Here is a 24684-nt window from a genome sequence, read left to right as displayed (position 1 = left end):
GAGCTTAGGCCGTGTCTTCCTGGCAGATCCGAGACCTCGCACCTGAAAGACCAGAGACGCTAGAACCCGTCGACACCCAACTCGGTGATGCCTGCATAGAGCCAGCTCCATACCCGCCCACTGGGAGTCTCCCGATCGAACAGCCCTGGGGCCAGCTCGTCCATCTCTTCCAGGAATACCTGCGCCACCGCCTCCTGGTCCCCCTCCACCGGATAGGGATGCCAACAGGCGTTGCTGTAGCGGTAGACGGCCTCAAGGATGCGCGTGAAGACGTCCAGGTCCGGCGCCAGCGGCACCAGCGTCCGCTTCGTCGGCCCGTCCAGTCGGCTCCAGATGTACACGGTCCCGTCGTGGCGGTGCAGATACAGCTCGCCGTACTCGAACGCGCCGAAGGCGATCAGATCCCCGGCGGCCACACCGCTCGGCAGGCCGTCCTCGGACAGGACGCCGTCGGCCGGGGGGCGAATGGCGTCCGCCGAGTGGGCCTCGTACTCGACACCATGGCACACCCACCAACGGGGCATGCCGATGTCCCGCAAGTGCCGCCTGCTTCCCGGGTGTTCGAGCCCCTCGGGCAGGGCGCTCTCAGGTATCCGGAGCACGTGCCGTTCCCCGAAGGAGTCGTCGGCCCGGGCTGCGCTGAGTGGACCCGCAGGCCGCCGCTCCACCGGTTCGGGGCCGGGCGGCGGTTCCTCGGACGACGTGGGGTCGATCCCGCCGTCACGCGGCCAGTCCTGCAGCACCTCGGCGTCCGTCTCAAGCACCGCTATGCCGTGCGTGTTCTCGATGAGATAGCGAGTCCTACTGCCCTCTGCGGCGAACGCGACTGCGCTTTCCCAGCTCTCCGGAGCGGTCAGTGCCCATTCGTGCAGCTCGGGCGAATCGAGCACCTCCGGGGGAAAGGGCGCTTCTGCCAGCGCTGCTTCGTCCTGGACCTTCACTCTCTGCCCCGTCTCCGCATCGAGCCAGACCGGGCCACGGTCGTCGACCACCTCGACGAGCTCCCGCCCCTCGTACAGGCGACGGTGGACCTGGTAGTAGTCGCCGTTCAGGCTCGGATGGGCCATGAACCAGTTGGCCGGCCGCCACCACGCCCATACCGTTCGCCAGGGCATCGCAGGCTCGGCCTTCGCGATCTGCTCGGCGTACTCCTCATGGCCGGTCGCCTTCGCCGCGAAGTGCAGCCAGGAGGCGAACTCGGCGGGCGTCACGTCCGCGCCGCCGAATATCGCTTCGGCCTGCAGGAAGACCTCATGTCCCACGCCGTCGGCGTCCTTCACGGCGGCGATGTGGTCGCGCACCGCCGCGCGGTCAGCGGTCAACAGCCGTGTGGGGTCTGCCAGTACGGCGTCCAGCTTGTCGATCATGCGGTCATCCTGTCACCCGCCACTGACAACCAACCCTGGGGCCGGGGCGCCTTGAGGCCGCTAAATGAGCACGGAGTTCACCAGGACGCACAAGCCGCATCCCAGCAGCCCCCCAAAGAGCAGGCTCAGGCCAGTGATGTGCGCCCAGCGCCGCCTGGGACGACCGCCGGAGCGGAAAGCGGAGCTCAGCAAGAGCACCGCAATGCCGAACATCGCCGCGGCAATGCACCAGAACCGCACACCCTCGACGTAGAGCGTCGTGAAAGTGCCGCGGTCGTACCACCCGGGGCCGTCAGCCACCGCCTGAACCTTCTCACCCTTGTCGTAGTGCCCGTCGAGTTCGAAGTCCTCCGTGCCGTAGCGGACCCGGCCGTCGTCGGAACGGAAGGTGCCGGAACATTCCACGTCCTCATCGCCGACGTCCTTACGGCACTGCTCGATGGTGATCGTCCCGGCCGTGCCACGGGCCACCTTTCTGGGGCCCTCCTCATAGCCTGAGCCGACGAGGACCAGGCTGAAGAGCACGAAGAGGATGCCCAGCAATCCGACCCCAATACGGCCGCCGACACTCCGTTTCGCAGCAGCGGGTCCGACGCCGAGCCCTCCCGCTCCGGCCTTCCGCAGGTTCTGCCGACCGCTCGCATCCGTCTTCAATGCTGTTCCGTCCCCTCTGCTCCGTGCTCGTGCCCCGGCTGGCTCCGAAGATCTTGGCGAGGCCAGTTCACACAGGTCAAACCACCGCCCACGCGCCTCCATGCGGCCCGCTTCCGTCCGACCTGACCGACCTCTCCGATCTATCCGATCTGTCCGAGCCTCGCGGGACAAGCGCTCCCAGCAACCGCCGTAGCCGATAACTCGTCGTCAGGAAAGATGATCCACATACCTGAGAACCCCGACGCCTCCCCCACCCCAGCCGACCTGCGTGAGACCTGGAGCCGGGTCGGAGGGGACACCGCCCCCGCCGAGGCCGACCCCCTCGTACTCGACTGCGCACGCCGCCTCATCGCCGACCCCGACGGCGACACGGCACACGTGTGGGTCGCCGGACTGGCGGAGATGGTGCCGTACCTCGCCGGGCAGCCCACTCCCGGCGCCGAGCGAGCAGCCGTAGAGGCTCTGCTGGCCGCCGCAGCGGCCCTCGGCAAGCACAGCTGCGCGCACGAAACCCACCCGTACGAGGAGGAGTTCGGCGAGCTTGCCGAGGACGACCCGGCCTGGTTCGGGCTGCCCACCGGATATCTGTTCGCCGATGGGCCGGAACGCCCGCGCCAAGAGGCTGATCTGTGCCCGGCCAACATCGCCGGCATCGCTCGTGTCACCGCTGACATCGTCAGGCCCTTCTCGGCCGACGGCATACCCGCGGTCGTACCCGAGGACCACACCTCATCGGTGGAGAGCCTGTCCTCGGTCCTCTCGGACTATCCCAACTGGGATCCCGTCGCCGTCCTCGAGTGCAACGCGGGGGGCGACAACTGGCTTGCCACCAAAGGCGCTCGAGCGGGCTACGTCATCACCCAGCACGCCAGCTGCTGGTACGCCGTCTACCGGATCACGGAACGCTCGGTCTTCGACGCGATGATCGACGGCCTGGAGTCGGTGCTGCCGAAGCTCGGGGACCCTACGGCCTGCACCCACAGCGACGACGAGCATCCGGACCCCGAGTTCGAGTCGGCCGACACCGCCGAGATCGGCTTCCACTTGCGCAGCCCCGGAGGCCGGGCGGAGCTCCGGGACATGCTCGACGAGTATCCGCCCGATGCATGGCTGTGCCCGCGCTATCTGCGCGGTCTCGCCGACGAGGCGCTGACTGAGCTGCGCACCGCGCACGCGTCGAAGTTCGGGGTACGCGACACCAGCGCTCTGGATGAGACGTACGTACGGCCCGACAGGACCCTCGATGTCGACAAGTTGACCCAGTGCGTCATCGACGGCGACGACTTCGACGAGGGACCGGAGAACATCGCGGTGTGGGCCGCCCGCCGACACCCAACAGCAGATGACCCGCACGAGCGACTGGTGCTGCTGCTCCTCGCCCTCTGGATCGCCCAAGTCCGCGATCTGCCGTACGGCGTCGGACGTGAAGTCCGCACCCTGCTCCGCGCTGTCGACCCCGGGACGCTCGCAGCCAACTGCGCGCACGGCGGCGACGACCACCCCGACGAGCGCCTCAGGCGCTGGGACCAGCGCGGGTTCGCGACCCACCTCCGGCACCTGTACGCATCCGACTCGTTCCCGGCACCCGAGGCCGCCCGGTCCGCCGACGTATGGGGCTGCCCGCGCTTTCTCGCCGAATGGGCCCGCGAGCTCATCCTGAGGCTGGACCAGGAGTACCAGTGGATGGACCAGGAGGACGGTTACGAGGGGAGCGCATACGACCGGGAGGGGTGACGAGCCGAGCGGTGACGATCCGAGCAGTGACGAGCGCCCTTCACGCGGCCCGCTCCAGCTCCGACGGCCCCCTGCTGATCTCACTGATAACTTGCTGTTCCTATCAATTCACTCCGTGGGAAATCGATGAGCCAGCCGCCGCCCTTCCAACCACCCCCGCAGCCTCCTCAACCACCGCAGCAACCGCCACAATCGCAGCAAGCGCCGAACGCCTACAACCCGTACGCCCAGCCCGCGCCACCGCAGCAGCAGCCACCGGGGTTCGGAGCGCCTCCCGCCCCCGGGCAGCCGCCGATGCAGGCAGGCCCGCCCCCCATGCAGCCCGGGCAGCCGCCCATGCCCGGCCAGCCCTCGATGTACCCCGCGCCGCCGTACCAGGCGCCCCCCTTCGGGCAACGGCCGAACGCCGGTGGTCATCCGGTCGGTGCGGTCTTCCTCGGGTTCTTCGTCTCGGTCGTCGTCTCGCTGCTCTACAGCGGCCTGATCCTGGCCACGTACAAGGACCAGACGGTCACTGTGGCCAACACCCTCTACCTGGCTCACGCCTTGATCAACGGAGCGATCGTCGGCGCCTTGGTCGGATCGGTTGGTCGCCGCAACACCGGCGCCTGGATCTGGGGAGCCGTCATCGCCGCGCTCGGCGCCTTCTTCGGCTACACCAACGCCTGGCCGCTCATCGTCGCCGAAAGCCAGTCGCTCGGTACCCTTTGGGACCTGCTGAGGTACGACGCCCTCCTCCCGGCCAAGGCCTGGTGGAACGACGAATCCTCCGGCGGAGTCGACTGGTTCTCCCCGCTCGGCCTCCTGGTCGCCGCAGGCGCCGCCTGGGGCCTCGCCTACCTCCTCGGCAACAAGCGCCGTCAGGCCTGACTTCCCAGCAGTGCGCCTCAGTGGAAGGCGGGGCTGTCGCCGAGCCCCGCCAAAGCTGCCCCGATACAGGACACCGCCATCGCCCAACGCGTACGTCCGATGCGCGCGAGCACAAAACCCCACCCGCTGAGGGCCGCACCCACGGCATACAGCGCGACCCAGGCACCCACCGCGTCACCCCTGACAAGGCGTACGACGATGAGGGCAAGGCAGACGAAAGCGATCAGCCCGGCAAACGCCGCGTAGGTCCAACGAGCCTGCGCCACATCGCGCCGCCGGCTCTCCACGAGCCCCGGTCGCCCCTGAGCCTGGAACTGCGCCCGCAGTTCGTCCGCGCTCACCCCGGAACCGGAGGACACCGGCTGCCCGCCCGCTCCGTCCGGACTGTTCGCCGCCTCACCGCCGTGTGTGGTCATGGCAGCGGAGCTTAGCCCTCAGCCAGGACCAGCCTGCTGGCAGGCGCCGATGCAGCGGCAAGCCGATCGCGTCACATGCTCTCGAGATACCCCAGTGCAACCATCAGCGGCAGCGAGACGAAAGCGAGCCCGAACGCCGTAGCCGACATCCCCGTACGTATTTCCCGTTTGCCACGGATCCCCAGGTAGGCGGCGATCGGCGGGAGGACTGCGCCCAGCAGATAGCTGAAATGCCAGCCGGAATCCGCTACGAGGAAGACCATGAGGGCCCAGCAGACCGGGACGGACCCGATGCTCAAATAGCACGAGCGCGTGAGGAAACGCTCCAGGTCGTCGACTCCGCCCAGGAAACTCACGAATTCCGTCCGCCTTCTCCGCTACACCGCGGCGTGATCATAAGCACCGGTCCCCACCTGGGGAAACCCGTCCGCCGCCGAGAACCCGTTCACGGCCGTGGACATCACCACACCGAGCGCGCTCAGCGCCGCCGCGAACGTGTCGAACGCCTTGGCCGCCTCGGCCCACAGCTGCATGAGCCGGATGGCTTCGGCCGCCGCAAGCGCGAACATGGCTGCCGAGGCGACCTGCCCGCCGACGGGGATCGCGTTGACGGCCTGCGCCGCGAGCAGGTTGACCAGCCAGATGACGAGCAGGTCGCAGAACATCACCAGGAACGACTTGAGGAATTCCGCAAACTGGAACGCCATCTGCGCCGCCTGCGAGTAACAGCTCTGCAGGGACTTGAAGGTCTCCTTGATCTCGTCCAGCTTCTTGGTGAACTCGTCGAAGTACACGGTGGCGGCGTTCGCGGCGTTGCCGTCCCAGCTGAGACCGACGTTCTGGTTTCCCTTGCGCACATTGGCGGCCACCGCATCGCAGAACGACGCGAGGTTGCCCCATACGTCGGCGCAGTCGTTGTACTTGTTCCAGTCCCCGAACACCCAGTTCGTGCATTCGGCGAAGGGGTCGAAGTCGAAGAGCAACTTGGACGCCTCCACGGCCATCGCCGAGGGGCTGCCCAGGTCAAGGGCGCTGCCGAGCGTCTTCTGCACCGGGCTCATCTGGTACTCGTCGGCATGACCCGACGCGTACTTGGCGAGGGGGTTGGTGGGGTCGCTCGGCGGCTTCAGCGTGTCCACGGCGTCACTGGCGTCGGAGAAGTCCTGCGGATCGCCGCCGGAACCGCCGCCCGACACCTTGGAGCCCGGGTACGTGGCGTCGAGTTTGGCCGCCTCGTCGGTGTCCGTCTCCCGGTAGTACTTGGCCGTACCCGTCAGTTCCTTCTGGGACGCCTCCAGAACGCTCTTGACCTTTTCCAGAGCCTTCTTGGCCTCGCTCACATAGCTGTCGTGGTCACCCGCGACGAGGTCCCAGGCCGCTCCGCCGACGGAATTGTCGATCTGGGCGTGGGTGCCGACGTACGTAGCGGCCTGCGCACCGCCGTCCGCGGCACGCCCCACCAGCTTCGCGAAGCCGTCGATCGCACCGGGCTCTACATGAAAGTTCAAAGCTCCCCCATCGCCTGCATCACCGGATACGACCGCTCAGTACAAGGACCAGCCGCGCCCGTCGTGACGCGACTTCGTACCCGACCGGTTCTCGGACTCCGTACGCCGCTCCTCGTCGAGCTGCCGCCGCTCCTCCGCAAGCCGGCGCTCCCCCTCCGCGGCGAGCTCGTCCCGCTCACGCTCGGACATGGAGGCCCACTTCTCGGCGAGCGGCGCCGCCTGTTCCACGGCCTGCTCGGCGTACGCCGACACATTGGCTGCCTCGCGCAGCCCCATACGTCCGGAGAGGACCTCTTGCGCCATCTCCTTGAGCGCATCGCCACCGAGCCCCGAGGCGAGATGCTCCAGGGACTGTCGCAGGATCTTGGCCTGCGCGGGGTCCTGCTGGGTCATCTCCAGGAATTCGGAGTCGTCTACGCGCTTGTCGGAACTGTCGCGGGCGCTGTCCAAGGAGTACCTCATAGGGAGGGTCGGCGGTCTCGACCGGCGTGAACCTACCAACGCGCCTGCGCATGCATCAACACACCGCCGACACAGGAACCCGCCGGGTGGTGTCAACTCGACGTCAGCTACAACCCATTGGCCTTTACGACCTGTTGGCATGGAGATTCCGAGGAGAACCGTGAAATGTATGGCCACCGCCACCTGACGCCGCTGGGCACTGCTGGTGCCGGCCCTGGTGGCCACCTCCGCCGTACTGCCGGCTGGCACACGTCTCCTTCGCCGCCGACGCCTTTCAGGACTGCCGGTACCTGGGCCCGTCCACCCGTGCAGGGCGGGGCTGCCGCGCCTCGCTGAACCAGCCCGGCCGGCGCAGGCCGCCTCAGCGCTTAGTCCGCCGCCCTTCCCGGCCGGAGTCGTACACCGGCGCCTCCCGTTCGGCACGCTCGCGATCCAGCTCGGCCCGCTGCCGTACGTCCCATTCCGCGAACTGCGCCTTCGACTGCTGGCGTTCCGCGTACGTCTGGCCATCGGCCGCCCGGCGGATCTCGTGCATCCGCTGGTATACGGCCTCGGTGTAACGCGGGTCCTGGAACGCGTCCTTGACGTCGACGTGCCCGCTCAGCACCTCACGCGCCATCTCGCGCAGGGCCGGGTCGAGCGACATCGCGCCGGCAATGGTGCGCAGGGAGCGGCGCAGCCGCAGGGCCTGCTCGGGGTCCTGAGCGACCCCCATGAGTTCCTCGTCCTGGATCTCCCGGTCCGCGGTCACGGGTGCGGCACGTCCTTCCTGTCGCATGCTGTCGGAGGTGAGGGCGGTGAAGCCGGTGAAGGCGGTGGGGTGAGGGCGGTGAAGCACAGCGGCGGCGTCATCCGAACTCGCTGCGAGCCCACTCCCGCGCGCCCTCCGTGGTGTGCGAGGAGCGGGAGCCCGCCGTGGAGGTCGTGGCTGCCGGCCTGTTGGACGCCTGCGCGGTGCCCGAAGAGCCGGAGGAGCCGGAACCCGCCGCCGAGGCGGTGTTGGCAGCCGCGTCGGAACCCTGCATGGTGTCGGCGCCGTGTCCGGACAGCGCGTCGACGCCCTGCTGTACGCGGTCCCCGGCCGTCCCGGTGACACGCTCCGTCGCGGCGTCCACGGTGTTGTTCACATGCGTGGCGGGGTCCACATAGTCGGCGAAGGTCGATCCCTCACCTCCGGGGACCTCGTTCTTGAGGCCGTCCACGTAGTCCCCGGCCGCCGTTTTGGCGACGTCGGCCGTCTCGCCGAGGTCGATGCCGGACCGTGCGTCGAAGTAGGTCTCGACGCTCTGCTGGCCGATGTTCTGCGCCATTCCGATGGCCGCTTCCCTGGCCTTGTCCTTGGCGGCGTCGACGACCTTCTCCTGGACGAACTGCTTGGCCTGCTGCTGGAGCTGGTCCTTGGCGAACTGCTTGACCTTCTCCTTGGTGATCCTCTCGAGCTGCTCCTTGGCGATCTTCTTGAGGGCGTCCATGGTGGCGTGCTCCATGGCCTTGGTGATCGCCTCCATGACCTCCTTCTTCAGCCGGTCCAGCAGCTCGCGGACGATCAACCGCGTGGCCTGTGTCGCCCCGAGCGCACCGATCTCGGAGAGCCCGAACGTGAAGGGAGCCGCCGCCTGCGCCGCGATGATCTCGATGGCCAGGGCGACGAGTTGGGCGATCACTGACAGCTTCGCCGTGAGCACCGCCACCGCGGCCGCGTCGAACGCGAAGGCGATGACTTGGCACGCGGTCTTCGCATCCGGCAGGTAACTGTCCTCACCGTTCGCGCCGGTGTAGGCACCCCAGTCCTTGCTGAATCCGTCGACGGCCGTACCGAAGTTGTGGGCGACGACGGTACGGGCCAGGCCCTCGCCCTCCCGCTGGATCTCCTCGAGTTGCTCGCCGAAAGCCCGCCAGGTCTCGGCCACCTGATGCAGTGCTTCTTCGTCGGCCTCGGGCCAGCTGTAACCGAGGAGGTCGAGCACCCAGACAAGCTCACCGGGCAGCGTGAGCGACATGCCAATTTCCCCCGAAATTAATTAGAGTTGACCCGTGAGACCGTTCATCAGGCCGTTGTTCGACGTTTCCGACGCATCGTAGTTGCGCGCCATGTCCTGCAGGTTGTGCCCGATCTTCTGAAGCCGTTCGGCGAGACTGTCCATCGATGTGAAGATTCCGTCGCGAATCGGCGCGTACACCTCACCGAAGATTTCTCCGAAGTCGGCGTCCGCCCAGGGTTCTCCGATGCCTTCGAGGCTGCCCTGAAACCGCTTGGAAGCACTCGCGAAATCGGTCCCGAGGTCGATGAACTTCCCTCCCTGCCGCCGCAGCACATCCGTGTCCACATCGAAGGTACTGAACTCCATGGCACTCCCCCGAACTCCCGTTTGCCATAGCCCATATTGGATGACAGACCGATACCTTAGACTCCTCGCGCACCGCCCTGCCAAACCCGCCAGTCAAGAGATCGTCAAGTCGTTCAAGGAGACACCAAAAGTGGTCACAACACAGCAGCATTACGGCAGTACGGGGAGCCTCTGGAAAGGAAGACTCCTCGGACTCGGGCTGCTTCTCGTGGCGGTGGTCGTCGCCGCGGTGACCATTCCCGAACTACGCAGTGAACTCTCCGGGGAGGGCACCGAAGGAACTCTCACGGTTTCTTCATGTGAAACACACACGAAGACCCACTACGGCACGCACAGGCGTTCCAAGGAACTCAAGTTCAGCTGCACGGGAACCTGGAACGCACAGGACGGTAAGACCACTTACCAAGACGTAGCGGTGGAGACATCATCACGTTTCGAAACGGGGGCGAAAATCCCTGTGGTCCAGGTGAACGACACCTTCGAGCGACCGCAGGACCGGGACCCCGGAGACGACGCCGCGATCCTCGCGTTCTGCCTCTCCTTGCTGGCCTTCGGCACCTACTGCCTCCTCACCGGCTTCGGCACCCGCAACGGCCCCGGCTTCACGGCCTCTTGGCAGCGCCTGCCGACCCAGACCGTCACCGGCCCCGCCCTGGGCGGCCTCTTCACCCTGGGCATCCTGGCAGCACTCGTCTGCGCCCTGGTGCTGTGAACCCCATATCCCCCTCCTGAGGAACCCTCAATGACCCAAGTACACGGGAACGCCGCGCCGAACGCCGCCGAGCAGGGAGGCGGGGCGCCCCTCGGCCGCCTCATCGGCGCCGGCCTGATCCTCGTAGGCGTCGTCCTCGTGGCCCTCGGCGCCTACCTCGGCCCGTACACCTACGCCACGTCCACCCCGGGCAAGCTGACCGTCGAGACCTGCACCGTCGACTACAAGTACCGCTCGAGCACGTCGAGCAGCTCCCGGAAGAAGACGAAGACCAGGTGGTGCTACGGCACCTTCACGTCCGACGACGGCACCGTGAAGGACCTCAACGCCGAGCTCAAGAGCGACGCCCTGCATCAGCGCGGGTACGTCATGGAGGCCCTCAAGGCCGGCGACACGTCCTACAAGCTGGACCGTGGGTGGGTCTACGCCATCGCGGTGGGCTGCGCGTGGTTCTTCGGCTCCGTGATCGCCCTCACCGCCGGCTTCTTCGGCACCGTCACCGGCTTCCCCTTCGGGCGGACGCCGGGTCAGGGCATGTTCCGCACGTGCTTGGCACTGGCCGGGGTGGGCGTGGTCGGCCTCGTCCTCAGCTTGCTGATGGCGTTCTTCGCGTGACGAAAGCCCCGGCGCGTCCCCTGGAACGGGGGGCCGGGGCTTTCCCGAGTGCCGAGAGGCTCGTCGGCTCTTGCCTGGCCTTCATTTGGCAGCCGCCGAAGCCGTTTCGTCAGCCCGGATATCGAACTCGATCTCGTCACCGTCAACAGAGGAGACGGTGACTGTCACACCCAAGGTGCTGCCGTCGCCCGCCGTGAGCGTGCAGCGGGTCGTGGTGCCCACCTTTGCCGACGAGGTCCTCGGGACAGGCTCCAAGTTACGGCCGACAAGCGGGCCGGGGCCATGATGGGTCCCATCTCGCGAGTGAGTGCAATCAGCTCGAGTCGCTACGGCGGCGAGGCAGACAATCGCGGCTGCCTCGCCGCCAATCCGGTGCCTAGGAATCCGTCGTGGGCAATGCCACGAGGGCGTAGGAATCGCCGCTGACACTGGCGCCGACTGAGGTGACGTAGAGCACGCCATCGTGCCAGAAGGGCCACTCACCGCCACCCATATTCGTGTTCACCTCTTCCGGATATTCAGCGACTGTCGTCATCGCGCCGTCCTTGGGGTTGAACTCGACCAGCTTCGGCTTCTTCGCGCCCTCGTTGACGTACGCCAAGAGACGCTCGCTTCCCGTACCCCTGAGCGGAATGTAATGAATGGTGTTTCCCGCTGGCGCTTTCCACAGTTCCTTGCCGGTGTCCAGGTCGTAAGCAACGAGGGTATTCGACGTCCCCTCGGCACTGTCCTGCTCGCCCACCCCCATGAGGAGGATGTCCCCAAAACCAGCGACCTGCCGCATGGGGCTTCCGTCTTTCTCCGGGAAGACGTAGTACTGCTCCGTCATCCCCGGGAATTTGCCGCGCCGCTCACCGGACTTCTCATCGAGCGCGAACGCTCCCTTTTCTCCGCTGAGAACGAGCGGAGAAGTGGACAGAGCGATCTCCGCTTCATTCTCACCGAATCGCTTCGTCCACTCCGCCTTGCCGGTGGCCGGGTCGACGAGCGATGCCTCGGTCCACGATTTGCCGGTGAAGGCGTCGCCCTTGAGGCAGGTTGTCGTGCGGATCAGATTCTTCCCACCGGTGTAGGTGCCGCTCTCGCACCCACTCGGTACGACCTTCTTCACGTCCCAGGCCGTGCTGCCGTCGGCCGCCTTGAGGGCCATCTGCTCCCTGTCGGTGGTGATCACGACTGTCTCGCCGGCACGAGCCACCGCCAGTTCCGTACCGGTCTTGAACTCGTCCTTCACCTTGACGGCTCGGTGCCACAACTCCTTGCCGGAATTGAGGTCGTACGCAGCCACGTGGTCGCATTGGCCATGGGCTCCCCCCATGCCCGAGGCGCCGTAAGCGACGATGCCGACCCCGCCATCGGAGACGGAGGGCGCGACGCAGGCTTGGTTACCCGCGCCGGGCAGCGGCGTTGCCCACAACTGCTTTCCGGTGTCGAGGTCGTACGCCTTCACGCCACCCGCCAGGGTCTGAACCACGGACTTGTCGGTGAACCAGGTGCCGTCCACCTCCTGCTCGCTCAAGGACCACTCTGCCTTCGACGGCACGCTCCACAGCGGCTGCGTGGCAGAGCCGAACATCACGTACCAGGCGGCCCCTCCGGCCCCGCCAAGCACCACGAGTGCGACAACGAGGAGAACGATCAGCCCGGTCCTCTTCTTCCGCGGCTGCGCAGAGGGAACGGGCGCCCCGGGGTAATGCTGTGGATGGCCGGGATGGCCGTAGCCAGGCTGGGGAGCCATCGGATACTGCGGCGGCGCTGGCTGTTGGGGATAGCCGTAGCCCGGCTGTGCCGTCTGTCCGGGTTCTCCCGGTGGCGTCGCGGGCGGCTGCTGCGGATAGCCATACCCCTGCGGCGGCAAGTGACCCTGCTGGGGCTGAGGTGGCATGGGAGGCTGCGGCGGCGGAGAGGGCTGCTGCCGGTAAGGGCCGGAACCCGGCACTGGCCCGTTGGTGCTCATCGGATGTTGCTCCTGACGTACTGGGCCCATTCGGTCTCGAACTCGCTCTCGTTCATGCCAACTGCCTTCTGCAGTTGCTGATCGAGGTTCGTGGGCGTGCGGTAGTGATCCGCGACGAAGTCGAAGAGCGCTTCCTCACCGCCCTTCTCCGCAAGGAAACGCATGGCCAGATAGCTGAGGGCGTAATTCGCGCTGACCGAGCTGTACTCCGCTTCGAAGTCCTGTCCGGGCAGTTGGCCGCTGAACTCCTCGCCCGCCAGACCACCACGCACCCGCTCGTCGCCTTGAGCCCGGTCGAACCGGTGCGAGACGTACTCCGCAAACCCCTCGACAACCCAGGCCCGAATGCTCGTCTTCTCATCGTTGCCGTACGCGCCGGGGTCCTGCGGCTGAATGAGAGCGTGTGCGATCTCATGCCGGGAGATGTCGCCGACACCCGCCTGCCATGCCGATGAGGTGAACCGGCTCGTAGAGCTGTCCATCTTGATGCGAGCGCCGCCGTATTCGAGCCGGTGGTCGTCGCTGCTGTTGCCCACGTTGAAGGCAGGCATGGGTACGCTCTCGCCGGCGTCCCAACCCAGGTCATGACCGTCGTTGTTGTACAGCTTCGTGTACGTCTTGCGGTCCGGCTCGAGGACGACGAGGAAGCCCTCAGGGGTATTGGGAACCGACGATGTATTCGCCCCCCACAGCCCGAGATCCTTCTTGGCGCTTTCCTCGACGATGGGTGCGAAACGGTCCGCATCGACAGCATTCTTCTTGGCCGAGATCGTGATCGTGTGCGCCTGGCGCTTGACGTACATGTCGTCGTAGAGGTCCCAAGGGGCCGGGTAGAAGACCGCGTTGGCCAAGGCGGCCGCGCCGGGAGATCCCCCCACTTCGCTGATGCGTGGCTCTGCCGACTCGGACTCCTTCTCGACCGTCCACCGGTACCACTCGGAGACCGGCCGGACGTCAATACCCTTGATCTGATGCACGAAGGCGACATCCAGCGTGAGCCTCACATCGGACCCCCACTCGTCCGAGCCGTCGCCCGTCTGCTTGAGGACCATGTACTTGCTCTCCGCGAAGGGGATCTTCCGGAGGTTCCTGAAGATCTCGCGCTGCTTGTCCTTTGCCGCACCCACGAAGGGCTTCAGGAACTCGTCTTCGTCTCCGCTCTTCAAGGCATTCGTACGGCCGTTGAGCAACGTGCTGATCTCATCCGAGCTCAGGATCTGCTGCTCTTCATCGCCACCGCCCTGGGCACCGGGCAGCGAACCGCCGCCGGCGGCCTTGTACAGAGCCAACCCGCCGACACCGAAGACGGCCACCACAGCCAGCACCAACAGGCCGATGACGACGCGCTTCAGCCCTTTGCCCTCACCGGAGTTGTGCGGTGGTGGCGGCGGTGGCGCGTACCACCCTTTCTGCTGTACCGGTGCCCCGTACGGGCCGGCATTCCCCGGCCCTCCTGGCGGCGTCGAATAGGACATGACAACCTCTCGCGGACATCCTGACGAAGGGCACGATGCGGTTCGTCCACACGTGACGGAGGACGGGTCACTCACCCAGACCTCAGCGGGCGATGCGTGCAGGCTCATTGAGCGGCACTCGCACGGCCCTGCTTACCCTCCCCTTAAGTCACACAACACCTTATGACCTTGGTTAGGGCGGCCGTACCTGCTGTCACGGGGCTTTCGTGCAGAAAGTGTGATCAGAAGTTGCAAAGGGCTGCGGCCTGGGCACGGCTCATCCCCAAACCACGCACTGGGCCTGCTCGTGCAGTTCTACGAAGGAGGCAGCGGGAAGGCGGGCAGGCAGAGGGAGCTGTCGGCAACGGCTCAATGTGAGACCACTTCCACCGGATGAATTGTGGCCCTCCTGGGCGGCCTGACTCGTTGAGTCAGGCCGGGAGGATGGGTGATCAGCGTGGAGGACTGGGCGGAGATCCGCCGGTTGCATCGGGCCGAGCAGATGCCGATCCGGGCAATCGCACGAAAGTTGGGGATCTCGCGGACCACGGTGCGACGGGCGGTGGCCAGCGACCGGCCGCCGAAGTACGAACGGGCCCCGAAGGGGTCGATCGTGGACGCGGTCGAGCCGAAGATCCGCGAGCTGCTCGAGGTGTGGCCGGACATGCCGGCGACCGTGGTGGCCGAGCGGATCGGCTGGCAGCGCGGGATGACCGTGCTGCGCGATCGGGTGCGTGAGCTCAGGCTCGACTACCTGCCGGCGGATCCGGCCTCCCGGACCGGCTATGAGCCGGGTGAACTCGCCCAGTGCGATCTGTGGTTCCCGCCCGCGGAGATCCCGCTGGGGTTCGGGCAGACCGGGTGTCCGCCGGTGCTGGTGATGGTGTCCGGCTACTCGCGGTGGATCATGGCGAGGATGCTGCCGAGCAAGACCGCGGCCGATCTGATCGCCGGGCACTGGCGGCTGTTGACCGGCCTGGGAGCCGTTCCCAGGGCCCTGGTCTGGGACAACGAGGCAGCCGTCGGGTCCTGGCGGGGCGGCAGCCCGCAGCTGACGGAGGACTTCGCCGCGTTCGCGGGCCTGCTCGGCATCCGCGTCATCCAGTGCCGCCCGGGTGATCCAGAGGCCAAGGGGCTGGTCGAGCGTGCCAATGGCTATCTGGAGACCAGCTTCCTGCCCGGACGGATCTTTGCCTCGCCGACCGACTTCAACATCCAGCTCGCCGACTGGCTGACCAAGGCCAACCGGCGCATCCACCGCACCCTGCAGGCCCGGCCGACCGACCGGATCGAGACGGACAAAGCGAGGATGCTGCCGCTGCCGCCGGTCGATCCGCCGGGCTGGTGGCGGACCTCGCTCCGGCTGCCCCGCGACCACTACGTCCGCGTCGACACATGCGATTACTCCGTCCACCCGCTGGCCATCGGCCGACGCATCGAGGTGAAGGCCGACCTGGACCAGGTCCTGGCATTCTGCGAGGGCACCGAGGTCGCCCGGCATGCCCGCTGCTGGGCCCGCCATCAGTCCCTCACCGACCCCACCCACGCGGCCGCCGCGAAAGCCGGCCGCGACCGGGCCCGGCAACGGCCCGTTGCTGCTGACCAACTCGAGGTCGAGCAGCGGTCCTTGGACACCTACGACCGGATCTTCGGCGTCATCGACGGCGGCCTGTCCACTGGTGAGGGGGTCGCCTGATGGCTGGCAAGCAGACCACCAACGGCCGCGACGTCTCCTCCGAACTGGTCTATCTCACCAAGGCGTTGAAGGCTCCAGCCCTGCGGGATGCGGCTTCCCGGCTGGCCGAACGGGCCCGGGACGAGGGCTGGACGCATGAGGAGTATCTGGCCGCCTGCCTGCAGCGGGAGGTCGCCGCCCGCGACAGCCATGGCGCCGAGGGCCGCATCCGCGCTGCCCGATTCCCTTCCCGCAAGTCGCTGGAGGACTTCGACTTCGACCACCAGCGGTCCGTCAAACGCGAGACCATCGCCCATCTGGGAACGCTGGACTTCGTCGTCGGCAAGGAGAACGTGATCTTCCTGGGGCCGCCCGGCACCGGCAAGACCCACCTCGCCACCGGGATGGGCATCCGGGCCTGCCAGGCCGGACACCGGGTCGCCTTCGCCACCGCCGCCCAGTGGGTCGCCCGACTGGCGGAGGCCCACCAGGCCGGCCGCCTCACGGACGAGCTGACCCGGCTCGGCCGGATCCCGCTGATCATCGTCGACGAGGTCGGCTACATCCCCTTCGAACCCGAGGCCGCGAACCTGTTCTTCCAGTTCATCTCGGGCCGCTACGAACGCGCGAGCGTGATCGTGACCAGCAACAAACCCTTCGGCCGCTGGGGCGAGGTCTTCGGCGACGACACGGTCGCCGCCGCGATGATCGACCGCCTCGTCCACCACGCCGAAGTCATCTCACTCAAAGGCGACAGCTACCGCATGCGCGGCCGCGACCTCGGACGGGTTCCCGCCGCCAACACCGGGGAATGACCAACATCAACTGACAGCGTGAGGTCCACTTTTCATCTGGTGCCCACGGCCCACGATTCAGCCGTTACCGACAGGAGCGCCCTGGAGGCGTCGCAGCATCTATGCACGCTCAGGGCTCGCACGTCATCGTGTGCCCTGAGCACAGCCAGTCGCCGTCCGGCGAGTCGTCGAGATCTCCGATGGATTGGGCGAGCCCCCAGACCGCATAGAGCACGAATCCGGTGCAGGCCGATATCGAGAGCCAAGCTACGGCCCTACGGCGGCCGGTGTATCGGGGGCTCAAGTCGAACCTCTGACCTTGTGCGAGCTGCTCACAGCGTCGGAGTCGCGGGCGAGGCCAACGGAATTGAGGTAGGCGAGGTCGGCTTGAGAGCGCTCACCCCGAACGACAGCAACACGGCCTAACAGCTTGACCACGGGTTGAGCCGCACGGCGACCTCGGCTCCTCGTCCGCGCGGTCAGCAGATTCCGGGTTCCTGTGACCACGCGGTCCGTGCCGGTCAGGCAAGAGTGGCACCTCAGCCGAAGTCGTTCGTGCCGGGCGTGGGGCGAGTACTGATGGTCTCATCGTAAGTCGGCATATTGGTGCCGTATGAGGTGCGCGGGCCCAGTGGTGCGTCGCGGGGCGTCCGGCCGACCGGCTCGACACCCGGGTGCCCGACAGGGTGGCGTTTGCCCGCGCTCGGTGGCAATACCGGGCGTGACCTGCGTCGAGGTGTCCGTGCCGGTCTCCTCGAAGTCGTGGGAGACCCACTCGTCGTTCCACTCATGGCCGTTCGCAGACGATCTGAGGTTGTCACCGCCGGCTTGAATGCGGGCATGCAGACCATCGAGCGCGGGCTTCCAGCTGGTGGCGATCCCCGTCAGGGCGGGCCCCATCGACCAACCGGTGAGTGAGGTGCCTGCGGTTCCGGTCTCCTTGACGGCCTTGTCGGCCGGACTCTTCATGGTCTGAGCGATGCCATGTCATGGCTGAGCGGGTCGGTGAGGATGTCGCCGTTCAGCTCCTCGAGGGCCTTCGCACCGTCATCGCTGGCCTTGCGCGCGGCGGCCAGGGCCTCGTCGATGGCTGCGCGGTGCTCCCAGCCGGGCGCTGCGATCCGCGATGATCACCTGTGCATCGGGGTCCTGGTGCGGAAGTCTGTGGTCGTCGGATCACTTACCCAGCCGTCGCCGTCGACCTCGAAGCGGTCCTGCTCGGCACGCTGCACCGCCTTATGGAGGTCGGTCTGGGACTGCTCCCTCCAGAACCGTGTGGCGTCAAGGACCTCGGCAATGGCCATGGCCTCCGTCTCGGCCACACCGATCCGCGACTCGACGTCCTCCAGGTAGAAGAGGCCCGCGTCAGCGTTCGTCACCCTTCCACGACTGGTGCAGCGGTCCGGTCACCTGCCGGCGATGGCGGTCGGTGAGGGAGTCCATCGTCGTCGACAGCCCGCGCCAGGACTTGGCCGCGGCTTCCAGTCGGAGAAGTCCTAAGCAACCCCCGTTGCTACTCACTCATGAGCGCTTCCTGATTGCCGTCCGCGTTGCCAAGTCGAGGCGCCAGACGAACGGGAATAGCGGCTTATTGCGGAAGCCGAAGAACACGACACTCGCAAGACCAGGCATGGAGGGACAGGATGACCACCCCAGAACTTCCCGACATGGGAGGTGCGATTCCTCGAGAGGGCCCCACGCAAAGCGCGTAGACCCACTACAGGAACGCGTTGACCTTCGTCGAGGTGATGTCGCCAGGGATCTTCATCCACATTTCGACGAGAAGCCTGGGGTCTCCCTGGATTCACACGTTGAACCTGATCGGCATGCACTCTGGCATCTATGTCATCATTCGCGCTTGGCGGCGGAACCAGACTCGACGCGTATATATAGCTGGCGAGTTCGTGTGCATGCTTGCTCGTCTGTACCGCCCTCTTCAGGGTGCTGAACCAAACCGCAATTTAGGCCCCGAAACTCGCCCCCCTCCGCACGGTGAGCTGCCAAGGTCACCTTCGCGGGGGATAACTTATCGTGCGTAATGGGGCACACGGCGCTTACGTGATGCATCAGACAGTCCCCCATTTGCCTGATGCCGTGACTTGACGCTCCCCGATCGAGTGGCCGACAGGTCCGTCGTGCCGAAGCTGAGGGCGCGGCGTAAACCTTTGTGAAGATGTGCAGCAGGCGCCCCCGACGTGCAGAGTCGCAGCCGCCGCCTGGCAAAATCGACGATTCCGCTTAGCGTTCGCGTGGCGTGAGGCGCAGAGCCGCAGGGTTGGCTGCGTGTCGCGCGACAACACCAGAGGGAGGACCTTGTGTCGGACGGGTTCTATATCGGCCACTCCGCGCTCGAAAGGTTGAGCGGCGCTTTCAAGAGAGAGGCCGATGAACTCGGTGAGCAGTTGGCCAAGTTCAAGCCGAAGACGGATGCCGAGGCCATCCACGACGGGTTCGGCTTTCTGACGGAGTCGGAGGAGGTAACCACCGCATACATTGACTTGGCCGACCACATGACCAAGGCAATCCAGGGATTGCAGGAACACCTCTATGACATGGCCGACAACCTCTCCGACAACTCCCGCAACACCGCAGCCGCCGAGCATGCCTTGGAGGATCTGTTCAAGGGGAAGAGCGCGTGAGTGACGAGTCGGCCGCAGAGACCATTTACGAAGCCGGACTCGAGCTCTGGAACCCTGGTGGCGAGCCGGACGTTCTGCGGGACGCGGCCAAGGCGTGGGGCGCGATGGGAGAAGCCCTCGACAAGTTCGTCGTCCACATGGACAAGGTCGTTCGTGACGTTCACGGCGACGAATGGCGGGGGCCGGCCGCCGATGCCTTCGTCAAGCACTGGGAAGAGGTCAAGAAGTCCGTCGAGGACGCTCAACCGACCTTCGACGAGGCCAAGAAGGGCCTGAACCAGGCAGCGGACAAGATCAAAGCGATCAACGACGAGATCCATGCGATCTACGCTGAGATCGGTGTCACGATCGGTGTCTCCATCGCCACCTCCTTCATCACCCTCGGTTTCTCCGCCGCTGCCGGTGCCGCGAACGCGGCCCGGCTCGCCGGGCAGGCGGCGGCCGCCGCCGCGAGGCTCGGCAGGATCCTGGCCACGATCGCCCGTTGGTTCGAGAGGCTGCGGACATTTGAGCACTCGAGCAAGTTTCTTCAGTACGGCGTTCGCTTCGGCAGTACGTTCGCCGGCCGCACCGCGATCGAGTTCGGCAACGGAGTGGCCACCAGCGTGATCAGCGGCAAGGGCCCCGAGTGGGAGAACAACCTGGTAGGCGGCGTGGCCGGGGCAGGCATGGGCAAACTTGCCGATGTCGCGCTCGGCGGGAGGCTCGGGGGAGGAATCGGCGAGTCGATCGGCACAGGCGCCGCCGGTGGAGCGACGGGCAGCCTGGTCGGGGATGCCGCCAATGCCTACGGGCCGTGGGCCGACAAGGATGACGAGTTCGACTGGTCGCAGTCGCTGATCGGGGCCGGAGCCGGAGGGGCCGGCGGAGGCGTCGGAGGCGGGCTGACGCACGGTTCAGGGGCCGGGGAGACGAACGGCACCGCAGAGGGCGCTACCAGTGGGGCAGCTGACGGGAATGGCACGGCAAACGGTGCTTCCGGTGGGGCGGCCGACGCGAGCGGCACTACGGACGGTGGTTCCGGTGGAGCCGCCGACACCAGCGGAACCAGCGGATCTGCCGGGGCAAGCGAAGGCAGTGGTGACCAGGCGACGTCGTTTGACACCGGAGCCGACGCAGAAGGCCTGACGCAAGACCAACGGAACGCGCTGCGTGACGAGGCCACGAACAGTCGAGTAGGTACAGAGTTCGGCGCGGCCGGAAACCGGCTCAAGGAAGCAGACAGCATCGAGGACGACCTGGACGAAGGGCAGCAGAAGACGGCCCAACGGCTCCGGGAGCATGCAAACAACACGACTCTGGTGGACGACTTCGGATGAACATTTCAGACGGAACGAGAAGCGGCGCTATGGCGGACGACAGCGAACTGCGCATGCTCGGCCCGGCCATCCTCCTGGGCAAGGTGGTGGCCTGGGTGGCGTGCCTCATGGTCACGGTGCTCCTCGGATGCTGGCTCTTCATGGTGAAGTCCGCCTTGCGTGACGTTCTGGTGCTGGGCTGCGCAGTCGTACTCGCCGTCCTGGCCCTCTCGGCGTGGGCGTTGCGACGAGCATCGGGCAATCCGGGCTCTGCATCGGTGTATCGCGCCCTGGCCGACCGCGTATCGCATGCGGGCGAGAGCGGGGCGGTCCCCGGGCGGATGCGAGGCGCCTCCGCTCTGGCAAACGACGGGGCCCTGACGTTCTACGGCGGAGTCATGGCGCTGATCCTCCCGCTCGCTCTCGGGGTGGGCGATCCCACGCCCACGGGCAAAGCAGCGGAGATCGCCTCTGCTGGCGCCGTTGTCCGGGCGTTGCAGGTCGAGTCGGTGCGGGATGTCGTCGAGGACGAGCACAAGAACGGCAGCACGTACTACTGCACAGTGACGGTGACGCTGCCTCCGGCCAACGGAGCCAGGAGCGGAAGGCGCGTCGACTTCCGGTCGGAGTTTCCGGACCCGGCGGTGGTCGGTGGGAAGGTCTACGTCGCCTACGCCCCCGACCGACCCGAACTGGGAGCTGTGGGCGAAAACGACAGGGCTGATGTCGACCGTCAACTCTCCGGTCGCGCCATGAGTAACTGGTGGACCTGGATTGTGGCTTCGGTATGGCTGGTCGTTGTGGCGGCAATCTTCTTCGTGTACATGACGACCCGCAGAGACCAGCGATTTCCCCGCCAGCTGCGCGGTGATGAACGTGTGCTGCGCGCGCGTATTTCTGGATACCACGGTTATGGGGCGGACAAGCAACGCATCGGCTTGGACACTTCTACAGGCCCCGTGCAGCTGCATGTCCATGGGAACAATGCCCGGTACGTGAAGACGGTGGGGAGCGCGGAAGGCCATCTGGTCTGGGTGCCGGGCCGCAACCAGCACGGGGGTCAGAAGGGGCCGCATCGTACAGGCGCGGTCTTCATCAGCGATGCCGGCTGGTTCATCCCGGGCGGGCTCGCCGCGGAGTATGAGGAGTCCGCGCGTGCGGCGACTGATCAGCAGGCTGCCGTCGGCTCAACAGAGGAGAGCCGGCTACTCGACCTCGACTGCGGTTGGATCGTCAGCATCCCGAACCGGCTGATGTACGTCCTCCTGCTCTGGACGCTCTGCGTCGCGGTGCTCGCGCTTCCCGTGCCATCAGCAGCTTGGCGCCTGGTCGTCGGCATCGCCTGCACGGTTGGTCTGCTCGTGTACGGGATGTACGCACTCGGGAGCCAGGATACCGGGGCGCAGAGGCCGTCGGGCAACAGCCAGGGGGCCGTGGGGTCCGCTCCATGACATCGCCCATCGGCTCGGCTTGAGAGGTTACAGGGCTCAAGCCGAGCCGGTGGGTCCGGCATGTGTCAGCGCCGCCCACATGTATGTGCTGTCCGTGCACCCGCCTGACACTCAAGTGGCTGACCGAGCGCGCCATCCTGCTCGAGACCGAGCAGGGCTTGTTCACCCAACCATGGCCACAGCCGACCGATGGCCCCGACCAGCCAGCCTGCCCCAGTCGACATGGCAATAAGGACATAGAATCACCTACCACCCTCAAAGGGTGTCATCAACTGTCTTGAGGCGTCCCGTAGTCGACTTGGACGTCCCGCAGCCGGTCGGCGATGAGCGCAAGCCAATCGGCAGGTGAGAGGGGGGCGGGCGGTTCAACCTCCATTCCCAGCTCGGCGAGGGCGAGGGCGTAGTCGATGTCCTCCAAGTCGAGCGCGAGGAGCTCATGCAGTTCGCCCACCGCGCGGGCGATGAGCTGACGGTCGGTCGTGGCGGCGTAGTCATCGACTGCCGCGTCATGCTCGGTGAACTCATCGGGCATGTCCTGGGAGAACCAACCGCCAAAGAACTGGGCCAGCTCCGGGAAGCGAACCCGCCATTCCCAGTGCGTCTCCGGTGTGGCGAGTGGTGGTACCTGCCCTTCCTCGATACTCCGCTTGATGTGATCGGCGAGCTGTAGCAGCCAGTTCTGGATTCCAGAGTCCGGCACCCCAACGTCGGGTACCGGGTCGAACTCGCCGAGGCGTTGCCGGAGCCGGCCCGGAGGGTTGCGGGCATATTCGCGCAACTGCTGCTCGGCGGTTCCGAGCGCCCAAGGGCGGGTGTGCCAGGTGTGGCGCAGGTATGCCTGGAGCGCGAGGCTCGGCTTGTCCGGCTCGTCGTCGGCGGCTTCGCCAAGGTATGCGCTGATCACCTGGTCCAGTTCGCCGTAGCGGCGGTCGAACTCCAGCGGTTTCATGGACACAGCGGCTGGCCTCTACAGATAGATCGGGAAGGTGGCGTGGACGACGAAGCCGTGTGGGCTTATCGGCTCGCGCTTTAGGATCACGCGGGCGGCATGGACATCAAGGGGTTCACGGCCCGCGAGCATCATTGCCTGCAGGAGGACACGGCCGATCGGATCAGTACGTGAGGGCCACGAGGCTTCGATGGTGAGGCGCTGACGAGTACCCTGGGCAAGCCAGCGGTGGATGAGCTGCTCATTGCGGGTCACTACCTGCTGCGTGACCCACTGAGCGGTTTCACGGTCTGGATATGTCGCGGAGCGGATAAGCATGATTCAGTTCTGTCTTAGTTGATGATGAAGGACCAGAAGACGCCGACTTCGGAGTCGGAGATCACGATCAGCCCGCAGTCCATTGTGTAGTCGGTGAATGACTCATACATCGCTTCTCTGAGAAACATGTCTGCGTGAGGATTACCCTTCGCTGCCGCTGCATTTGTATAACAGGTTGCGCCCGTCCCGAAACGTACAAGGATAACTCCAGCCTGCGCCAGGAGTTCCCCCTTCTTGGCCTCGAAGTCTGGAATACCTGCTGCTTGAAACCACTCCCCTTGGAGTGTTACCAGCAACTGCGCCGCGGACTCGCGAGAGACCTCGAAAACCGAGTCGAAGTCGTCCCCGGTGAGACGACGCCATTCGAGGGGTGGGAGGAACCGGCCGCGGATCGTGGAGGGTGAACTGTGGGTGGTGATCGAACCGTTGCTGCCGCACTGGGAGCGGAAGGCTCCAGGTCCGAAGCCGGTAGATGACCGGCTGTGCCTGCAGGGCATCCTGCGCCTGCGCTACTGCAGCGTCAACTGGTAACTGCTGCCGCTGGAGCTGGGGTTCGGCTCGGGACATACCTGCTGGCGTTTTGGCTGGGCCGGTGGCATGAGGCCGGCGTCTTCGAGACGCTGCACCGCATCCTGCCCAGCTGCACGCGGCCGAGGCCCTCGACTGGGTGCGGGCCTGCCTGGATGCCTTTCAACAGCCGCACGAAACAGGAGGCGAGACCACCGGCCCGCCGTCGGTCGACCGCGGGAAGACGGGCTGCAATCGCCACCTGATCTGCGACGGCAAGGGTACCCCGTTCAAGGTCATCACCATCACGGCCAACGTCAACGCCGTCGCCCAGACCCTGGCCCTGGGCGACGGCATCCCGCCCGTCGCCGGAAAGCGTGACCGACCGCGCAGACGCCCCGACGCCCTTCTCGGCGACAAGGGATACGACAGCAACCCCAACCGACGCGAGTTCCTGAAGCGCCGCATCCTGCCAAGCTCCGCATCTTCGTCGAGCAGCCCTTCTCGCTCCTGTGCCACTTCAAATGCCCGGCCGTCCACTGGGAACGACGCCTCGACCTGCACGATGCCAAGGCGCACGCCCGTGATCGTGTTACGAGCTCGTACTGATCGGTTACTTCGCACCAGCAGACGGGGCAACAGACAGTACCCACGCCCGGCGTTGTGATCACCAACGCCCATAGCGCAGCCTGCAGGGCCATGAGTCCAACGCCGTGTACTGCGGGGTCCCAAACGGGCAACGTCCTGATGCCCCGTAGTTCGCGGCCGCCTGGGAGTTCCTTCGCCGCAGGCACATGCGCACCATCCGGGATTGCGGAACCAGGACGACCGTCAATCCGACCACGAACCTACCGGTTGCACGGCACAACAAGCACAGCTTGGGGCCTGGCAGACTCCTAGTGTCCAGCGCGAGGTCACGGACTCCAGTAGAGCCGGGCTTCCCCAGCAATATCGGC

General features: G+C 66.3%; 24 protein-coding genes and 1 pseudogene. 10 read left to right on the top strand and 15 right to left on the bottom strand.

Annotated elements, in window-relative coordinates:
* Positions 1 to 59 precede the first annotated feature (59 nt).
* Together ACQEV2_RS31155 and ACQEV2_RS31150 are read right to left on the bottom strand one after the other, a co-directional pair.
* Positions 60 to 1367 (bottom strand): SUKH-4 family immunity protein, encoded by a 1308-nt coding sequence (locus tag ACQEV2_RS31155; protein WP_433048777.1) that lies wholly within the window; start codon positions 1365 to 1367, stop codon positions 60 to 62.
* A 60-nt stretch (positions 1368 to 1427) separates the two neighbouring features.
* Positions 1428 to 2021 carry a hypothetical protein gene (locus ACQEV2_RS31150; RefSeq protein WP_433048774.1) on the bottom strand — a complete coding sequence of 198 codons (594 nt, stop codon included), beginning with the start codon at positions 2019 to 2021 and terminating at the stop codon, positions 1428 to 1430.
* A 216-nt stretch (positions 2022 to 2237) separates the two neighbouring features.
* On the opposite strand from ACQEV2_RS31150, the gene ACQEV2_RS31145 reads away from it, so the two are divergent.
* Both ACQEV2_RS31145 and ACQEV2_RS31140 read left to right on the top strand, forming a co-directional pair.
* On the top strand, positions 2238 to 3755 hold the full coding sequence (locus ACQEV2_RS31145) for a hypothetical protein (protein WP_433048771.1): 1518 nt from the start codon (positions 2238 to 2240) through the stop codon (positions 3753 to 3755).
* Positions 3756 to 4091: 336 nt separating this feature from the next.
* Positions 4092 to 4625: a hypothetical protein gene (locus tag ACQEV2_RS31140; protein WP_433048768.1), complete on the top strand. Its 534-nt coding sequence runs from the start codon at positions 4092 to 4094 to the stop codon at positions 4623 to 4625.
* 17 nt (positions 4626 to 4642) lie between these two features.
* On the opposite strand, the gene ACQEV2_RS31135 is transcribed toward ACQEV2_RS31140, so the two are convergent.
* From ACQEV2_RS31135 to ACQEV2_RS31105, 7 genes are all read right to left on the bottom strand, one after another.
* Positions 4643 to 5041, bottom strand: a complete 399-nt coding sequence (locus tag ACQEV2_RS31135; protein ID WP_433048765.1) for a hypothetical protein — start codon at positions 5039 to 5041, stop codon at positions 4643 to 4645.
* A 71-nt stretch (positions 5042 to 5112) separates the two neighbouring features.
* Entirely contained in the window at positions 5113 to 5397 is a 285-nt protein-coding gene (locus ACQEV2_RS31130; protein ID WP_433048762.1) for a hypothetical protein, read from the bottom strand.
* A gap of 21 nt (positions 5398 to 5418) precedes the next feature.
* Complete coding sequence (locus ACQEV2_RS31125) at positions 5419 to 6549, bottom strand: hypothetical protein (protein WP_433048759.1); 1131 nt, start codon at positions 6547 to 6549, stop codon at positions 5419 to 5421.
* A 36-nt stretch (positions 6550 to 6585) separates the two neighbouring features.
* Positions 6586 to 6999, bottom strand: coding sequence for a hypothetical protein (locus tag ACQEV2_RS31120; protein ID WP_433048756.1), 414 nt, complete (start codon positions 6997 to 6999; stop codon positions 6586 to 6588).
* A 373-nt stretch (positions 7000 to 7372) separates the two neighbouring features.
* A complete protein-coding gene (locus ACQEV2_RS31115; RefSeq protein WP_433048753.1) occupies positions 7373 to 7849 on the bottom strand; it encodes a hypothetical protein in 477 nt (158 codons plus the stop codon).
* A gap of 10 nt (positions 7850 to 7859) precedes the next feature.
* Positions 7860 to 9011: a PE-PGRS family protein gene (locus ACQEV2_RS31110; protein ID WP_433048750.1), complete on the bottom strand. Its 1152-nt coding sequence runs from the start codon at positions 9009 to 9011 to the stop codon at positions 7860 to 7862.
* A 21-nt stretch (positions 9012 to 9032) separates the two neighbouring features.
* The gene (locus tag ACQEV2_RS31105) at positions 9033 to 9359 is read right to left on the bottom strand and encodes a hypothetical protein (protein ID WP_433048747.1); all 327 of its coding nucleotides are present in this window, start codon (positions 9357 to 9359) and stop codon (positions 9033 to 9035) included.
* 40 nt (positions 9360 to 9399) lie between these two features.
* On the opposite strand from ACQEV2_RS31105, the gene ACQEV2_RS31100 reads away from it, so the two are divergent.
* On the top strand, positions 9400 to 10071 hold the full coding sequence (locus tag ACQEV2_RS31100) for a hypothetical protein (RefSeq protein WP_433048744.1): 672 nt from the start codon (positions 9400 to 9402) through the stop codon (positions 10069 to 10071).
* Between the two features lie 30 nt (positions 10072 to 10101).
* On the top strand, positions 10102 to 10686 hold the full coding sequence (locus ACQEV2_RS31095) for a hypothetical protein (protein WP_433048742.1): 585 nt from the start codon (positions 10102 to 10104) through the stop codon (positions 10684 to 10686).
* 81 nt (positions 10687 to 10767) lie between these two features.
* Here the strand turns inward: ACQEV2_RS31095 and ACQEV2_RS31090 are convergent.
* From ACQEV2_RS31090 to ACQEV2_RS31080, 3 genes and pseudogenes are all read right to left on the bottom strand, one after another.
* Positions 10768 to 10933, bottom strand: a pseudogene (locus ACQEV2_RS31090) (DUF4333 domain-containing protein); the annotation flags it as partial.
* Between the two features lie 129 nt (positions 10934 to 11062).
* Positions 11063 to 12643: a PQQ-binding-like beta-propeller repeat protein gene (locus ACQEV2_RS31085; RefSeq protein ID WP_433048739.1), complete on the bottom strand. Its 1581-nt coding sequence runs from the start codon at positions 12641 to 12643 to the stop codon at positions 11063 to 11065.
* Positions 12640 to 14118, bottom strand: a complete 1479-nt coding sequence (locus ACQEV2_RS31080) for a hypothetical protein (RefSeq protein WP_433048736.1) — start codon at positions 14116 to 14118, stop codon at positions 12640 to 12642. Before ACQEV2_RS31080 ends, ACQEV2_RS31085 begins: the two co-directional genes overlap by 4 nt.
* Positions 14119 to 14545: 427 nt before the next feature.
* Between ACQEV2_RS31080 and istA the strand changes: the two genes are divergently transcribed.
* Together istA and istB are read left to right on the top strand one after the other, a co-directional pair.
* Positions 14546 to 15793 (top strand): IS21 family transposase, encoded by a 1248-nt coding sequence (gene istA / locus ACQEV2_RS31075; RefSeq protein WP_433048733.1) that lies wholly within the window; start codon positions 14546 to 14548, stop codon positions 15791 to 15793.
* Positions 15793 to 16587: an IS21-like element helper ATPase IstB gene (istB, locus tag ACQEV2_RS31070; RefSeq protein ID WP_433048730.1), complete on the top strand. Its 795-nt coding sequence runs from the start codon at positions 15793 to 15795 to the stop codon at positions 16585 to 16587. Before istA ends, istB begins: the two co-directional genes overlap by 1 nt.
* A gap of 1109 nt (positions 16588 to 17696) precedes the next feature.
* Here the strand turns inward: istB and ACQEV2_RS31065 are convergent.
* A complete protein-coding gene (locus ACQEV2_RS31065; RefSeq protein WP_433048727.1) occupies positions 17697 to 17945 on the bottom strand; it encodes a hypothetical protein in 249 nt (82 codons plus the stop codon).
* A gap of 936 nt (positions 17946 to 18881) precedes the next feature.
* Between ACQEV2_RS31065 and ACQEV2_RS31060 the strand changes: the two genes are divergently transcribed.
* The 3 genes from ACQEV2_RS31060 to ACQEV2_RS31050 are packed head-to-tail and all read left to right on the top strand — an operon-like array spanning position 18882 to position 21954.
* On the top strand, positions 18882 to 19205 hold the full coding sequence (locus ACQEV2_RS31060) for a hypothetical protein (RefSeq protein WP_433048724.1): 324 nt from the start codon (positions 18882 to 18884) through the stop codon (positions 19203 to 19205).
* On the top strand, positions 19202 to 20524 hold the full coding sequence (locus tag ACQEV2_RS31055; RefSeq protein WP_433048721.1) for a WXG100 family type VII secretion target: 1323 nt from the start codon (positions 19202 to 19204) through the stop codon (positions 20522 to 20524). The genes ACQEV2_RS31060 and ACQEV2_RS31055 overlap by 4 nt, the downstream gene beginning before the upstream one ends.
* A gap of 29 nt (positions 20525 to 20553) precedes the next feature.
* Positions 20554 to 21954, top strand: coding sequence for a hypothetical protein (locus ACQEV2_RS31050; protein WP_433048718.1), 1401 nt, complete (start codon positions 20554 to 20556; stop codon positions 21952 to 21954).
* A 268-nt stretch (positions 21955 to 22222) separates the two neighbouring features.
* On the opposite strand, the gene ACQEV2_RS31045 is transcribed toward ACQEV2_RS31050, so the two are convergent.
* Together ACQEV2_RS31045 and ACQEV2_RS31040 are read right to left on the bottom strand one after the other, a co-directional pair.
* Complete coding sequence (locus ACQEV2_RS31045; RefSeq protein WP_433048715.1) at positions 22223 to 22909, bottom strand: contact-dependent growth inhibition system immunity protein; 687 nt, start codon at positions 22907 to 22909, stop codon at positions 22223 to 22225.
* Positions 22910 to 22921: 12 nt separating this feature from the next.
* Positions 22922 to 23221: an RNase A-like domain-containing protein gene (locus ACQEV2_RS31040; RefSeq protein ID WP_433048712.1), complete on the bottom strand. Its 300-nt coding sequence runs from the start codon at positions 23219 to 23221 to the stop codon at positions 22922 to 22924.
* Between the two features lie 667 nt (positions 23222 to 23888).
* Here ACQEV2_RS31040 and ACQEV2_RS31035 point away from each other — a divergent pair.
* Positions 23889 to 24395, top strand: a complete 507-nt coding sequence (locus ACQEV2_RS31035) for a transposase (RefSeq protein ID WP_433048709.1) — start codon at positions 23889 to 23891, stop codon at positions 24393 to 24395.
* Positions 24396 to 24684 lie beyond the last annotated feature (289 nt).

The organism is Streptomyces sp. CA-251387 (assembly GCF_050936625.1).
Taxonomy (GTDB): Bacteria; Actinomycetota; Actinomycetes; order Streptomycetales; family Streptomycetaceae; genus Streptomyces.
Note: the sequence above shows the minus strand (reverse complement) of the source record. Positions and strands in the feature narration are given on the sequence as shown.